Genomic DNA, 13,642 nt, shown 5'->3' with positions numbered 1-13,642 from the left:
CTGTGCGGTGCCCACGAGCGTAAGCCGCAAAAGGTCCGGTGACTCCTCCAGCGGGCCGAGCTGTGGGCGGAATCACCAGTCTGGGCTGTCGCCCCGTACGCCCGTACGCAGCCGCCGCCTCCGCCGTGAGGACCACCCGGGTCCCGCCGCCCGCGGAGCACCCCCGGCGCCCGTGCCGGGGGCCTCCGAACCCCTAGGGGATATCGGCCCCTAGGGGGTGTCCGCCGCTATGCCCAGAGCTGGCCCTGCAGCGTGGCGATGGCGGCCTCGGTCGACTCGGCGGTGTAGACGCCGGTGGAGAGGTACTTCCAGCCGCCGTCGGCGACGACGAAGACGATGTCGGCGCTCTCGCCCGCCTTGACCGCCTTCCGGCCGACGCCGAGCGCGGCGTGCAGCGCCGCGCCGGTGGAGATGCCCGCGAAGATGCCTTCCTCCGCGAGGAGTTCACGGGTGCGGCGGACCGCGTCCTCGGAGCCGACCGAGAAGCGGGTGGTGAGCACGGACTCGTCGTAGAGCTCGGGGATGAAGCCCTCGTCGAGGTTGCGCAGACCGTAGACGACGTCGTCGTAGCGCGGTTCGGCGGCGACGATGCGGACGCCGGGGACTTGCTCGCGCAGATAGCGGCCGACGCCCATCAGGGTGCCGGTGGTGCCCAGGCCGGCCACGAAGTGGGTGACCGAGGGCAGGTCGGCGAGGATCTCGGGGCCGGTGGTGGCGTAGTGCGCACCGGCGTTGTCGGGGTTGCCGTACTGGTAGAGCATCACCCAGTCGGGGTGCTCGGCGGACAGCTCCTTGGCGACCCTGACGGCGGTGTTGGAGCCGCCGGCCGCGGGCGAGGAGATGATCTCGGCGCCCCACATGGCGAGCAGCTCGCGCCGCTCGGAGGAGGTGTTCTCCGGCATGACGCACACGATGCGGTAGCCCTTGAGCTTGGCCGCCATGGCGAGCGAGATGCCGGTGTTGCCGCTGGTCGGTTCGAGGATGGTGCAGCCGGGGGTGAGCCGGCCGTCCTTCTCGGCCTGTTCGATCATGTGCAGCGCCGGCCGGTCCTTGACCGAGCCCGTGGGGTTGCGGTCCTCCAGCTTCGCCCAGATGCGGACGTCCTCGGAGGGCGAGAGGCGCGGCAGGCGGACGAGAGGGGTGTTCCCGACCGCCGCCAGCGGGGAGTCGTAACGCATCTCAGACCATGCCGCCGGCCACGGCCGGGAGGATCGTGACGTTGTCGCCGTCGGCGAGCTTGGTGGAGATGCCCTCCAGGAAGCGGACGTCCTCGTCGTTGAGGTAGACGTTCACGAAGCGGCGCAGCTGCTCGCCGTCGACCAGGCGCTCGCGGATTCCGGTGTGCCGGCTCTCCAGGTCGGTGAAGAGGTCGGCGAGGGTGTCTCCGCTGCCCTCGACGGCCTTCTGGCCGTCGGTGTAGGTGCGCAGGATGGTCGGGATTCGGACCTCGATGGCCATGGGGGTGCTCCTGTGGGAGTGCGGTGGCGGATGCGGTGCGTCCCGGGTGCACGGGTCGGCAGGCCGGGAGGGCGTCGGGTGACGCGGGAGGTGCGGGTGGCGCGGGACGTGCGCCCGTACGGGCCGGGTCAGGCGCCGGCGCAGCGCGGACAGATGGCGCTGGAAAGGCGGCACAGGTCCACGTGCAGCCGTGCGGCTCCGCAGCCGAACGCGCCGAGCAGCGCGGAGGCGGAGCGACGCGTGGCGAGCGGAGCGAGCAGCAGCATGCCCGGCCTCTTCTTCTCGCTCACGTCGTGGTCAACCATGCGGTCATCGTAGCGATTCCCGGTCCGGGTATTGGAACCTTGTCCCATGATGCGGACGATCCGTGTACGACAGGTGGGACGCGCTCAGGAGTACGCCGCCACGACCTCGACCTCTTCCTCCGTGACCTCGCCGTTCACGATCCGGAACGAGCGGAACTGGAAGGGCCCGGCGTCGTCCGTGTCGGCGGTGGATACCAGGACATAGTGGGCGTCCGGCTCGTTCGCGTAGGAGAGGTCGGTGCGCGAGGGGTAGGCCTCGGTGGCGGTGTGCGAGTGGTAGATGATCACCGGCTCCTCGTCCCGGTCGTCCATTTCGCGGTAGAGCTTGAGCAGGTCGGAGGAGTCGAACTCGTAGAAGGTGGGCGAGCGGGCGGCGTTCAGCATCGGGATGAACCGCTCGGGGCGTCCGCTGCCGGCCGGGCCCGCGACCACGCCGCAGGCCTCGTCGGGGTGGTCCTGGCGGGCGTGCTCGACGATCTGGTCGAAGAGGGCCTTGGTGAGGGTCAGCATGGCGCCAAGAATAGCCAGCAGGCCGGCACGTACCGAAGAGTGGTACGTACCGGCCCGCATGCTGGACAGTCGGGCGCTTCCGCCGACCGTACGGGGCTGCCTCAGCCCTGGGCGTCCTTGCCGGCGGCCTCCCGCGGGGCCGTGCCGGCCGCCAGGAGTGCCGCGTCCCGCCGCTTGATGCAGAGGTAGCCGACGCCCAGGATGAGCGCCCACACGGGGGCCGCGTAGAGCGAGATCCGGGCGTCCTTGTCGACGCCCATCATCACGATCACCATGCCGATGAAGGCCAGCGCGAAGACCGAGGTGTAGGGGCTGCCGGGGGCCTTGAACTCGGACTGCGGCAGCTCGCCGCGGTTCGCCTTGGCGCGGTAGCGCAGCTGCGAGGCCAGGATGACGATCCACGCCCACATACCGGAGATGGTCGCGAAGGAGACGACGTAGTTGAACGCCTCGCCGGGCCACTGGTAGTTGATGTAGACGCCGAACAGCATCATGCCGACCGAGACGCCGGTGCCCCAGGTGGGCAGGCCGTTCTTGCTGAGCTTGGTGAAGAACTTCGGCCCCTGGCCGTTGAGCGCGAGGTCGCGCAGCATCCGGCCGGTGGAGTACATGCCGGAGTTCGCCGAGGAGAGCGCGGCGGTCAGCACGACGAAGTTGACGATGCCCGCACCGGCCGGCAGGCCGATCTGCTGGAAGGCGGCGACGAACGGGCTGACGCCCGGCTTGAACGCGGTCCAGCTGACCACGGACAGGATGATGATCAGCGCACCGATGTAGAAGAGGCCGATCCGCCACGGCACGGTGTTGATCGCCTTGGGCAGGACCTTCTTGGGGTCGGTCGCCTCGCCCGCGGTGACGCCGACGAGCTCGACGGCGAGGAAGGCGAACATCACGATCTGCAGCGTCATCAGCGTGCCGCCGATGCCCTTGGGGAAGAAGCCGCCGTCGGACCACAGGAGGGTGAAGGAGGCGGTGTCACCGGCGTCGGAGAAGCCGAGGGTGATCACGCCGAGGCCGATCAGGATCATGCCGATGATCGCGGTGACCTTGACCATCGAGAACCAGAATTCCAGCTCACCGAAGATCTTCACGGAGATCAGGTTGATACCGAAGAGCGCGCACGTGAAGACGAGCGCCGAGGCCCATTGCGGTATGCCCTTGTTCCAGTACTGCACATAGGTGGCGGCGGCGGTCACTTCCGTGATGCCGGTGACGACCCAGAACAGCCAGTACGTCCAGCCGGTCACGAAGCCGATGAACGGGCCGAGGAATTCGCGTCCGTACTCCGAGAAGGAGCCGGAAACGGGCCGGTACATGAGCAGTTCGCCCAGGGCCCGCATGATGAAGAAGATGACGAGACCGACGATGGCGTAGGCGAGGACGATGCTCGGCCCGGCCATCGAGATCGCCTTGCCCGCCCCGAGGAACAGGCCGGTACCGATGGCGCCGCCGATGGCGATCATCTGGATCTGACGGTTCCCCAGGCCCCGCTGGTAACCCTCTTCGGGGTCCGTCCCGGCCCCGTTGCCGTCGTGCTGCTTGTCGACCTGCACAGAGGTCATGTGTGGTGCGCCTTTCTCCATTCCGACCCGGTCTGTCCGGATCGGGTCCCGATCCCCCGGATGGAGTCCTGCACGCCGACGGTCGGTCGGCTAGCGCTCCCGCAGCGACAGGGGTGGCGTCGCTCACGGCAGGTCGTGAACATTTAACACGCGCCACTGAAGATCGACTAGAGATGGCGTGAACCGAACCACAAGGAAAACAGGACAAGTTCCGCGAAAGACAGCAGAACGCGGCGCGGCGGTGACGCGATCGTTATCCGGATCTGAGCGTCCGCTGAGCGAACACCCGGCGAACTTCCGGAGTATTGCCCCCGTATTTCAGCCCATCAAGGACTCGACGAGCGTCTCCTGAAGCCCGCCGAGCCAGAGATACGCCATCACCATCGGCTTGCGGGGGTCGCTGTCCGGCAAACCCAGCAGCGCGCCACCGTCCTCCTCGTCGGTCACTTCAAGCCGCGTACCGATGGCCAGCCTGAGGTCATTGAGAGCCCCCAGCCACTGCCGGCACTCGGCGGGCTTCAGCCGCAGCTCCGCGCTGCCGCCCTCGGGCGCCAGGGTGTCCAGCGCGCGGATCAGTGCCAGGGCGTCCTCGCGCTTGCGGGAGCGCAGGTCGTTCTCGGTGTAGCGGCGGAACTCGGCGGAGGCGGCGCGGACGTCGTCGTCGGGGACGAGGTCGGGCCCGCCGTAGGCGTCGGGGAAGAGGCGGGCCAGGACCGGGTCGGCGGGCGGCTCGCTGGGGCCGTCGTTGAAGACCGACGCCAGCAGGTCGTCGCTCTCGCTCTCCCCGGGCTCCTCGCCCGGCCCGATCAGCTCCATCAGCTGGACCGCGAGGCTGCGCAGGATGGAGATCTCGACCTCGTCGAGCGGGACGGCGGCACCGCCGCCGGGCAGCGGCGCGAAGTGCCCGCTCATCGTCGGTCCTGCTGCAGCGTCGCCCACAGGCCGTAGCCGTGCATCGCCTGCACGTCGCGTTCCATTTCCTCGCGGCTGCCGCTGGAGACCACGGCGCGGCCCTTGTGATGGACGTCGAGCATCAACTGGTGCGCCTTGTCCTTGGAGTAGCCGAAGTACGACTGGAAGACGTAGGAGACATAGCTCATGAGGTTGACCGGGTCGTTGTGGACGATCGTGACCCACGGGACGTCGGGCTCGGGGACCTCGAAGGGAGCCTCGCTCGACTCGGGACGTTCGATCTCGACCGGGACACTGAGCGTGCAGCGATGCGGCCGGAGCGTGGTCGTGGGTGACGGGTGGGCGCTCACAGGCCCCATGCTGCCACCCGGGGGCGGGCGACGCACAAATGCCCCTCGCGCGGGCCGCGTCGGCGAGCCGCCGCACAAGGCCGCGGGAGGGCTTTTGTAGCTCCCGGAGCACTATCGTCAGAGTGACGAGTAATGGGGGTAGCATCTCTCCCATGAACACAGCAGACCTGGGGCTGCCGGTGGCCGTGCCGTCGACTGCGCTCTTCACCGACCAGTACGAACTCACCATGCTGCAGGCCGCGTTGCGGTCCGGCACCGCGGACCGGCGCTCGGTCTTCGAGGTCTTCACCCGCCGCCTGCCCGAGGGCCGCCGCTACGGCGTGGTGGGCGGCACCGGCCGGGTCCTGGACGCGGTGGAGAACTTCCACTTCGACGAGACCATCCTCGGTTTCCTGCGCGACCGCGGCATCCTCGACGAGCGGACCCTGGAGTGGCTGGCCGACTACCGCTTCCGCGGCGACATCTGGGGCTACCCCGAGGGCGAGGTCTACTTCCCCGGCTCCCCGGTGATGCGGGTCGAGGGCACCTTCGCCGAGGCGGTGCTCCTGGAGACGGTGATCCTCTCGATCCTCAACCACGACTCCGCGGTGGCCGCCGCGGCCTCCCGGATGTCGGTGGCGGCCGGCGACCGCCCGCTGATGGAGATGGGCGCCCGCCGCACCCATGAGCTGGCGGCGGTCGCCGCGTCCCGCGCGGCCTACCTCGGGGGCTTCCACACCACCTCCGACCTGGCGGCCGGCTTCCGCTACAACATCCCCACCGTCGGCACCAGCGCCCACGCCTTCACCCTGCTCCACGACACCGAGCGGGACGCCTTCACCGCGCAGGTCGACACCCTCGGCAGCGGGACCACCCTGCTGGTGGACACCTTCGACGTCGCCGAGGCGGTGCGCGCGGCCGTGGAGGTGGCCGGCCCGGGGCTCGGCGCCGTCCGGATCGACTCCGGCGACCTGCTGCTGATCGCCCACCGGGTGCGGGCGCAGCTGGACGAGCTGGGCGCCCGGCAGACCAGGATCGTGGTCACCAGCGACCTGGACGAGTACGCCATCGCCTCGCTGGCCGCCGCCCCGGTGGACGCGTACGGCGTCGGCACCCAGCTGGTGACCGGCAGCGGGCACCCGACCTGCTCGATGGTCTACAAGCTGGTCGCCCGCGCCGACAGCGAGGAGCCCGGCGCGCCGCTGCGGCCGGTCGCGAAGAAGTCGATGGGCGCCAAGACCTCGCTCGGCGGCCGCAAGTGGGCGGCGCGCCGGGTGGACGCGGACGGCGTCGCCGAGGCGGAGGTCATCGGCACCGGGCCGGTGCCCGCCGGGCTGGCCGACCGGCAGCTGCTGGTGCCGCTGGTGAGCGCCGGGAAGGTGGTGGCCCGCGAGCCGCTGGACGCGGCCCGCGACCGGCACATCGCCGCCCGCGCCGGGCTGCCGCTGTCGGCGACCCAGCTCTCCCGCGGCGAGGCCGTGCTGCCCACCGAGTACGTCTGACCGGGCGGCGCCGGCCGGGGCGCGGGGTGCCGGGCGGCGGCCGCCGTACGCCGTGCCCGGAATCGCGCGCCGCGGCGGGCTCCGCCCCACTCCCGCAAACCCCGTCGAGTGGCTACCCTCGGTCACACCACCGCTCGCGCCGCTCACCGATTCCCAGCCGGAAGGCACGCACCATGCACCGGGCATTGATCGTCGTTGACGTGCAGAACGACTTCTGCGAGGGCGGCAGCCTCGCGGTGGCGGGAGGTGCGGATGTCGCGGCGGCCATCACCGATCTGGTGGGCCAGGCGGCCGGCAGCTGCTACCGCTACGTCGTGGCCACCCGGGATCACCACATCGACCCCGGCGACCACTTCTCCGACACCCCGGACTACGAGCACTCCTGGCCGGTGCACTGTGTGGCCGGCACGGAGGGCAGCGGCTTCCACCCCAATTTCGCCCCGGCGCTCGCCTCCGGCGCCATCGACGCAGTCTTCGACAAGGGCGCCCACACCGCCGCGTACAGCGGTTTCGAGGGCGCCGACGAGAACGGCGTCCCGCTGGCGGACTGGCTGCGCGCGCACTCCGTCAGCGAGGTCGACGTGGTCGGTATCGCCACCGACCACTGCGTACGCGCCACCGCCCTGGACGCGCTCGGCGCCGGGCTGCGCACCCATGTCCTGCTGGACCTGACCGCCGGGGTGGCCGCGCACAGCACCGAGCGGGCGCTGGAGGAGCTGCGCGCGGCGGGCGCCGAGCTGACCGGCAAGCCGGTGCTCATCGGCGGCTGACGGCCCTCTCAGGCGGCCGGGCGCTCGCCCCCCTCGTCCGGCCCGGCCTGCGCCGCCCGGCGGGCCGGCTGGGGCCGCAGCAGCGCCCGTATCGGGTGCCAGGACTCGGTGTCGTCGTCCGGGGCCTCGCGCCAGACCAGCCCGTCGGGGTGGTGCAGCACGGCGGTGACCTCGTCGGGTGTGGGCGGCTCGGTGTTGCCGCGCAGGTAGACGGACCGCAGACCGAGGTTGCGCAGCCTGGTCAGGGCGCGCTGGCGGTTCACGGCATGGACCAGGACCCGGACCCGGCAACCGCAGTCGTACAGGCCGGCCCGTGCGCCGTGCGGCGGCCTGGGCAGCGAGAGGGCGACCACCACGCTTCCGCCTGGAAGCCTGATGAATCCACCACCGGACATCGTCATATCTCCCCCGTGAGACTTCTCGTCAACAAGGTCTGTAGAACGCATCTAAACGCGAATCGGCCGCCGCCCGCTAGGGGGCGACGGCCGAACAGCATCTGACCTGCGGATTTACCTTTTACTTACCCGCAGCGCCGATCTTGAGCAGCACCGTGGAGCCGTCCTTGGCCTCCTTGGTGATCTTGATCCGGGTGTTGGTGTCAGGAACGATCACACCGCCGGTCGGGTTCGTCTTGTCGTAGTAGACGCCGTTCCGGTCGTCGAAGAGCGTCACGCCCTTCTTCGAGGCGATCTTCACCTGCTTGCCGTCACGGTGCAGCGTGAGGGCGTCGGTCCGGAAGCGGGTGAAGGTCGAGTCGTAGGACTGGAAGCGGTTGCGCATCAGCTTGCCGTCCGCCCAGTGCTCGGCCTTGGGGTGCGCGTCGACCGGCAGGATCTGCCCGTGGCCCGGGTGCAGGCCGACGTTGTTGTCCGCCTGCGAGGTGTCCCACAGCCAGATCAGCACACCGTTCTGGTACGGGAAGTGCTCCACCCAGTCCGGCTTGGCGGTGGTCCAGCCGAAGTTGTACGGGCCGGCCTTGAGGGTCTTGTCGTACGACACGTACTGGCGGTTCTCGGCGATGTAGTACTGCGGGTAGTCCTTGGTGAAGGACGCGCCGATGCGCGAGAAGCCCTTGCTGGTCCAGCCGTTGTCGCCGCCCTCGGCGTTGTCGGTGAACAGCGGCTTGCCGTCGGCGACCACGCTGACCGCGTCGGCCGCGAAGCCCTTCTGGGCCGCGCCGCCGTCCGTCTGGTAGCGGAAGCGCAGGTCGATCTTCTTGCCCGCGTAGGCGTCCAGCGGGTAGACGAGGTCCTGGTAGGCGGACACGGTGCCGGTCAGGGCGGGCTTGTCGCTGCCGTCGCGCGGGATGGCCTTGCCGCCCGCGGTGCCGTCCAGGGCCGTCCAGTTGGCGCCGCCGTCGGTGGAGACCTCGGCGTAGGCGTAGTCGTAGTCCTTCTCGATGTCCCACCAGCCCTTGAGCGTCAGCGACGCCTTGGCCTTGCCGGTGAGGTCCACCGGCCGGGACAGGGTGTTCTTGAGGTCGTCACCCATGCCGCTCCACCACTGCTTGGAGCCTTCCGCGGGCGGGACGATCTCGGTCTTGACCGCCTTGGCAGGCAGCTCGACGACCACGGCCTGCTTGTTCTTCGTGTTGTACTCGGCGACACCCAGCTTGTGGGTGGACTTCTTCGCGGCCTTGGCCTTGCCGTAGTTGAGCCAGCCCAGCTGGAGCTTGTCCCAGGCGCTCATGTCGCCGGGCAGGTCGCCGATGCTGTTCTTGCCGGTGCCGAGCCAGGAGCCGCCCGACATCAGCGACCAGAAGTCCACCGAGGACTCGCCGGTGCCGCTGGTGTCGTACTCGTCCGGCAGGCCCAGGTCGTGACCGTACTCGTGGGCGAAGACGCCGAGTCCGCCGTTCTCCGGCTGCATGGTGTAGTCGCCGACCCAGATCCCGGTGTCGCCGATCTGGGCGCCGCCCGCCTTGTTCGCACCGGGGCCGGTCTTGCCGGCGTCGGTGCCGTAGGCGTACCAGCGGTGCGCCCAGATGGCGTTGGTCTTCTGGACACCGCCGCCCGCGGACTCGTCCTCGCCGGCGTGCACGATCTGGAAGTGGTCGATGTAGCCGTCGGGCTCGTTGAAGTTGCCGTCGCCGTCGTGGTCGTAGCGGTCCCACCGGTCGTACTTGGCGAGGTCCGCCTTGATCTGCGCGTCGGTGCGGCCGGCGGCCTTCTGGTTCTTGGCCCACTGGTTGACGCCGTCGCGGATCAGGTCCCAGGCGCTGGCGCAGTTGGTCTGGCCGCAGTAGTTGGAGCCGTAGCGGGCCTCGTTGTAGTCGACCTTGACCCAGTCGGAGACCTCGCCCTCGACCGAGTAACGGCCCGAGGACTGCTTCTCGTAGTACTTGGCCAGCGACTGCTTCTTCTTGTCGTGCGAGAAGTAGAGGTCCTGGAAGTGCTTCCGGTTGAAGTCCTTCTGCCAGGCCGTGCTGTTGTCCTTGGCACGGTCCGGCTCGGCTATCCGGTTGTGCGCCGGGCCCGGGTCGCCGCCGTACTTCTTCACCGGGGGCTTGGGGCCGTCGCCGTCCGGGTCGTACATCGTGGTGTCGTCGACCTTGTCGCCGAAGTCCACGAGGACGGTGAAGATCCGGTCGGTCTTCTGCCGGGCCAGCTCGACGTACTTGCTCTTGGCGAGCTTGACGACCCGGGAGCCGTTCCGCTCGGTCGCCTTGGCCTCACCCGAGATGACCTGCTGGAGCGCTTCCTTGCGCTCGGCCGCCTCCCGGTCGCTGAACGGCCCCTTGAGGTCGTGGTCCACGGCCCGCTCGGGAGCCGGGTCGTGCTGCCCGCCGACCGGTGACGGCCCCTGCGCGTCGGCCGTCGCCACCCCCGAGGACAAAGCGGCCGCCCCGATCGCGGCGATTGCCGTGGCCAGGGCGGCCGGTCTGAACACCCGTCGTCTGTCTCTCACTTGGCGCTGTCCTCCCCATCGAACCGGTCACTGTTCGAGGGCATTCGACCGGAAGTACGATGAAAAAGACAGATCTTGACTTGGGCACGTCAGCGAAGTACGTTACTCGGTCCGCGAGTTGCGGCTATCGGACGCCGCCGTCCAGGGCCGTGCCGGGCGCCGGATCACGGGCAGCGGCCCGGTGTATATGCCCGCCGGGCATGCGCCCCTGCCCCCAGCAGCCAGGACGCCCCGCCCTCCGGGCAGCCGCCGCGGCCTCGTGCGCCCCCGTGCCCCGAACCGTGGGTCAGGTCACGCTTACTTGGCGTTCCGCTCGGGCAAAAAGGACCGTAGTCTCCTTTCCCGGCACGCCCTGACCAAGCCCCCTGCCGACCCCCGAGGACGGATTCCGCCATGCCTCGTCCGACCGCCGCACAGCTCGTCTACGGTTCGGCCACCGTCTTTCTCTCCACCCTCGCGATGCTGCTGCTCTCCCAGACGGAGACCGGCATCGGGGTCGCGGTCATCGCCCTCGCCGGACTCGGCCTCGGGCTGCTGGTCGCCATGACGGTGCCGATGCCCGGGGCGTCGCGGGTGGTCCGCCGGCATGTCGTACGGACCGAACCCTCCGCCGCGCCCGCCCCGTTGCGGGCTCCGGAACCGGCCGGGCGCCCCCGGGCCGCCGCCGCGCCGCACCGCCTGAGCGGCCTCACCGCCGGCGCCGGTGAGGCCCGCCTCGGCGAACACTCACACTGAGCCGGTACGCGGCCCCGTCTCCGTGGACACCACCACGGTCTTCGCGGCCTTGTCGTGCAGACACTGCTGGTACGGCTTGTCCCAGGTACACCACAGGACGTTGATCAGCCAGAAGATGAAACCGCAGCAGGGCACGATCTCCGGGAGCGAATAGACCGCGGCGCGGACCCAGCCCGGCTGGCCGTGCGGGATCGAGCCGTCCGAGAGCATCGCCACCCGGATCTTCATCGCCATCTTGCCGACGGTCTGGCCGCGGCTGCTGAGCATCAGCCCCTCGTAGACCAGATACACCAGCAGGGTCACGCCCGAGACCGTCGACTGCCGGCCGGCCATGTCGCCGTCGGTGCTGAAGAAGTCCACCCCGCCGACGATCAGGGTCATGATCAGCCAGACCGGCACCCCGACGATGATCGCGTCGATGATGCGCGCCACCAGCCGGCGGCCGCGGTTCGCCAGCGGCGGCATCCCGGCCAGCGGATCGGGCGCCCCGTACTGGCCGCCGTAGGGATCACCGGCATACGGGCCGGCGCCGTACGGGCCCCCGGCGGGCGGCGTGGTGCCACCCGGCGGCGGCGTTCCGCCCGGGGGCGGTCCCCCGCCCTCGGCACCGCCCCAGCCGCCGCCCCCGGTACCGCTGCCGTGCGGGGCGTTGTTGCGGGGCGCACCGTTCTCGCGGGGCGCGCCGTTCGCGGGGGCGTCGCCCGCCGGGGGCTCCTGCGGCTTCTGGAACGGGTCGTTCTCCGGCGGCTCACCGGGGCCGGGCCGGGGCTGGTCGGTACTCATGGCCCGAGTCGACCCCTTGTCGCGGCCCGCCGCATCCGGCGAGGTCCGTTCGGGGGAACGGATACCGCCACGGCGGTACGGCCCGCGGTACGGCCCGCCGGTGTGCCGCCGCCGGTCAGCCGGCCGCGACGAAGGTCCGGGCCAGCTTGTCGTGCCAGCACTGGCGCCACGGCCGGTCGAACAGGCACCAGACGACGTTCAGCACCCCGACGGCGAGGACGCCGAGGACGCTGTAGAGGAACCAGCGCTTGAGCGCGGCGCCGAGGGTCGGGGTGTCATGGCTCTCGATGTCGAGGACCCGTACGCCGCACAGCTTCTTGCCCAGGGTGCGGCCCCACTTGAGGGTCGGCAGCGCCTCGTAGAGCGCGCCGCCGAGCAGCAGGACGGCCAGGATCGTGGCGAAGACCGGGGTGGTGGTGCCGTCGAGCAGATAGACCGTCACCTGGCGGCCGGACTGCTTGGCCGCCTCGACCTTGGCGTCGAGGTGGTCGGTGACCGTGCCCCACAGGGGGACGGCGGCCGCGGCGGTGAGCGCGCCCAGCACCAGGGTGTCGATCAGCCGGGCCGCGAACCGGCGGCCGAGACCGGCCGGGTGGCCCTGTGCGGCCTGTGCCATGGCCGCGAAGGGGTCACTGGCGGTCGGCGGCTTCCAGGGGAGGACCCCGTCGGCGTCGGCGCCCTGCGGGCCGGGCCGGGCCGGTGCGGCACCGCCCTGCGGCGGCACCCCGGCGGCGGGGGCGGACGCCTGCGGGGCGGGCTGCGGCGGCACCGGGGCCTGCGGCGCGTGCTGCTGCGGTGCCGGGCTCCGGGGCGCCGGGCCCGGCTGGGCCGCCGCCTGCGGGGCGGGGCTCTGCGGGGCCGGAGCCTGCGGCGCCTGGTTCTGCGGGGTCTGGCTCTGCAGGGTCTGGCTCTGCGGCCGGTCGCCGCCGGACGGCAGCGACTGCGGGGCGCTCTCCTCGGCGGGGGCGGACGGGGTACGGCCACCGCCGGCGACCCGGATCGCCATCGTCTCGTTGCCCTTGGCGGGCTTGCCGCCCTCGGGCCGTACCGCGCGGATCGCGGTGGTGCCCTGGTCTCCGGAGCCGCGGCGGGCGGCCGGGTTCACCGCGCGGATGGCGACCGTCCCGTCGCCGGTGGCCCGCCCCGTGGACGGGGCCGCGCCGGTGCCCTCACCGGCTCCGGCCTCCGCGCCCCGCTCCTCGCGCTGCGGCGGGACCGCGCCCCAGGACGCGGCCCCCGACGGTGTGCCGGCCGGGGCCTGGTCCGGCGCACCCCAGGAGACGGACTCCCCGCCGAACCCGCTCTGCCGGGAGGCATCGGCCTGCCAAGAGGCGGCCGACTCGGGGCCGGTGCCGTGCAGCCGGGCCGGGTCGTCCCAGCTCGCGACGGGCGGGACGGCGGCCTCGCCGCCCTGGCGCACGGCGGGCACCGCGGAGCCGCCGGCCGCCTCCTCCTCGTCGAAGAACACCGGTCCGGTCTCCTCGACTGCGGGGGCGGTACCGGGCGGCGGGGCGGGCATCGCCTCGCCGTCGGCCGGGGCGGGCCGGCTGGTGCCCGGCACCCACGCGGCGCCGTTCCAGTACCGGATGTAGCCGGGAATGGACGGGTCCGGGTAGAAGCCTGGCGTGGGGCTACCGCCGGCGGTTCCTGAGGTAGGGGCGCTCATCCGAAGTCCCGTATCTGTACTCGGCCTGGTGGGTGTGGGGTGCAGTCTGCCGCAACGCGGCGTCCACATCTATCAGACCCCGGGTTCCCGGGTGCCCGTGCCCGCCGACGACCACCTGGAAGAGGCGCGGGAAAAAAGTTGTACGAAGTCGTGTAAGAGTCCGGCCGTCGGCGGCTCTCTCTGTGCGCGGGGCCGGTACCGGG

Annotated in this window: 14 protein-coding genes; 3 read left to right on the top strand and 11 right to left on the bottom strand. The window is 71.1% G+C overall.

Features of this window, described 5'->3' with window-relative positions; genetic code table 11:
* Window positions 1–227: 227 nt before the first annotated feature.
* The 7 genes from ACGFN2_RS23985 to clpS form a co-directional block, all read right to left on the bottom strand.
* On the bottom strand, window positions 228–1,178 hold the full coding sequence (locus tag ACGFN2_RS23985; protein ID WP_393363651.1) for a PLP-dependent cysteine synthase family protein: 951 nt from the start codon (window positions 1,176–1,178) through the stop codon (window positions 228–230).
* Window position 1,179: 1 nt separating this feature from the next.
* Window positions 1,180–1,458, bottom strand: coding sequence for a MoaD/ThiS family protein (locus ACGFN2_RS23980; RefSeq protein ID WP_147246793.1), 279 nt, complete (start codon window positions 1,456–1,458; stop codon window positions 1,180–1,182).
* Between the two features lie 128 nt (window positions 1,459–1,586).
* Window positions 1,587–1,763: a putative leader peptide gene (locus ACGFN2_RS23975; protein ID WP_318297597.1), complete on the bottom strand. Its 177-nt coding sequence runs from the start codon at window positions 1,761–1,763 to the stop codon at window positions 1,587–1,589.
* Window positions 1,764–1,847: 84 nt separating this feature from the next.
* A complete protein-coding gene (locus ACGFN2_RS23970) occupies window positions 1,848–2,273 on the bottom strand; it encodes a Mov34/MPN/PAD-1 family protein (protein WP_393363646.1) in 426 nt (141 codons plus the stop codon).
* Window positions 2,274–2,374: 101 nt separating this feature from the next.
* Window positions 2,375–3,835 (bottom strand): amino acid permease, encoded by a 1,461-nt coding sequence (locus ACGFN2_RS23965; protein WP_362605061.1) that lies wholly within the window; start codon window positions 3,833–3,835, stop codon window positions 2,375–2,377.
* Between the two features lie 318 nt (window positions 3,836–4,153).
* Entirely contained in the window at window positions 4,154–4,747 is a 594-nt protein-coding gene (locus tag ACGFN2_RS23960) for a DUF2017 domain-containing protein (RefSeq protein ID WP_362605059.1), read from the bottom strand.
* Window positions 4,744–5,097, bottom strand: coding sequence for an ATP-dependent Clp protease adapter ClpS (gene clpS / locus ACGFN2_RS23955; RefSeq protein ID WP_018091297.1), 354 nt, complete (start codon window positions 5,095–5,097; stop codon window positions 4,744–4,746). The genes ACGFN2_RS23960 and clpS overlap by 4 nt, the downstream gene beginning before the upstream one ends.
* Before the next feature lie 152 nt (window positions 5,098–5,249).
* Here clpS and ACGFN2_RS23950 point away from each other — a divergent pair, with 152 nt between their 5' ends.
* Window positions 5,250–6,578, top strand: coding sequence for a nicotinate phosphoribosyltransferase (locus ACGFN2_RS23950; protein ID WP_362605057.1), 1,329 nt, complete (start codon window positions 5,250–5,252; stop codon window positions 6,576–6,578).
* Window positions 6,579–6,751: 173 nt separating this feature from the next.
* Entirely contained in the window at window positions 6,752–7,348 is a 597-nt protein-coding gene (locus ACGFN2_RS23945; protein WP_362605055.1) for an isochorismatase family protein, read from the top strand.
* A gap of 8 nt (window positions 7,349–7,356) precedes the next feature.
* Here the strand turns inward: ACGFN2_RS23945 and ACGFN2_RS23940 are convergent, their stop codons facing one another.
* Window positions 7,357–7,743: a hypothetical protein gene (locus ACGFN2_RS23940; RefSeq protein ID WP_362605053.1), complete on the bottom strand. Its 387-nt coding sequence runs from the start codon at window positions 7,741–7,743 to the stop codon at window positions 7,357–7,359.
* 121 nt (window positions 7,744–7,864) lie between these two features.
* Window positions 7,865–10,255 (bottom strand): immune inhibitor A domain-containing protein, encoded by a 2,391-nt coding sequence (locus ACGFN2_RS23935; protein WP_393363640.1) that lies wholly within the window; start codon window positions 10,253–10,255, stop codon window positions 7,865–7,867.
* A 393-nt stretch (window positions 10,256–10,648) separates the two neighbouring features.
* Here ACGFN2_RS23935 and ACGFN2_RS23930 point away from each other — a divergent pair, with 393 nt between their 5' ends.
* A complete protein-coding gene (locus tag ACGFN2_RS23930) occupies window positions 10,649–10,990 on the top strand; it encodes a hypothetical protein (protein ID WP_393363637.1) in 342 nt (113 codons plus the stop codon).
* Here ACGFN2_RS23930 and ACGFN2_RS23925 read toward each other — a convergent pair.
* Entirely contained in the window at window positions 10,982–11,773 is a 792-nt protein-coding gene (locus tag ACGFN2_RS23925; RefSeq protein ID WP_362605047.1) for an RDD family protein, read from the bottom strand. The genes ACGFN2_RS23930 and ACGFN2_RS23925 overlap by 9 nt on opposite strands.
* Before the next feature lie 115 nt (window positions 11,774–11,888).
* The gene (locus tag ACGFN2_RS23920; RefSeq protein WP_393363634.1) at window positions 11,889–13,439 is read right to left on the bottom strand and encodes an RDD family protein; all 1,551 of its coding nucleotides are present in this window, start codon (window positions 13,437–13,439) and stop codon (window positions 11,889–11,891) included.
* Between the last annotated feature and the right edge of the window lie 203 nt (window positions 13,440–13,642).

It is taken from the genome of Streptomyces sp. NPDC048612 (assembly GCF_043199295.1).
Taxonomy (GTDB): Bacteria; Actinomycetota; Actinomycetes; order Streptomycetales; family Streptomycetaceae; genus Streptomyces.
The sequence above is the reverse complement of the archived record's forward strand: the minus strand, read 5'-3'. Positions and strand labels throughout refer to the sequence as shown.

Excerpts from the sequence above, each read along its gene's own strand:
- ACGFN2_RS23985 (WP_393363651.1), bottom strand. The coding sequence starts at position 1,178 with ATGCGTTACGACTCCCCGCTGGCGGCGGTCGGGAACACCCCTCTCGTC.
- ACGFN2_RS23980 (WP_147246793.1), bottom strand. The coding sequence starts at position 1,458 with ATGGCCATCGAGGTCCGAATCCCGACCATCCTGCGCACCTACACCGAC.
- ACGFN2_RS23975 (WP_318297597.1), bottom strand. The coding sequence starts at position 1,763 with ATGGTTGACCACGACGTGAGCGAGAAGAAGAGGCCGGGCATGCTGCTG.
- ACGFN2_RS23970 (WP_393363646.1), bottom strand. The coding sequence starts at position 2,273 with ATGCTGACCCTCACCAAGGCCCTCTTCGACCAGATCGTCGAGCACGCC.
- ACGFN2_RS23965 (WP_362605061.1), bottom strand. The coding sequence starts at position 3,835 with ATGACCTCTGTGCAGGTCGACAAGCAGCACGACGGCAACGGGGCCGGG.
- ACGFN2_RS23960 (WP_362605059.1), bottom strand. The coding sequence starts at position 4,747 with ATGAGCGGGCACTTCGCGCCGCTGCCCGGCGGCGGTGCCGCCGTCCCG.
- ACGFN2_RS23950 (WP_362605057.1), top strand. The coding sequence starts at position 5,250 with ATGAACACAGCAGACCTGGGGCTGCCGGTGGCCGTGCCGTCGACTGCG.
- ACGFN2_RS23945 (WP_362605055.1), top strand. The coding sequence starts at position 6,752 with ATGCACCGGGCATTGATCGTCGTTGACGTGCAGAACGACTTCTGCGAG.
- ACGFN2_RS23940 (WP_362605053.1), bottom strand. The coding sequence starts at position 7,743 with ATGTCCGGTGGTGGATTCATCAGGCTTCCAGGCGGAAGCGTGGTGGTC.
- ACGFN2_RS23930 (WP_393363637.1), top strand. The coding sequence starts at position 10,649 with ATGCCTCGTCCGACCGCCGCACAGCTCGTCTACGGTTCGGCCACCGTC.
- ACGFN2_RS23925 (WP_362605047.1), bottom strand. The coding sequence starts at position 11,773 with ATGAGTACCGACCAGCCCCGGCCCGGCCCCGGTGAGCCGCCGGAGAAC.
- ACGFN2_RS23920 (WP_393363634.1), bottom strand. The coding sequence starts at position 13,439 with ATGAGCGCCCCTACCTCAGGAACCGCCGGCGGTAGCCCCACGCCAGGC.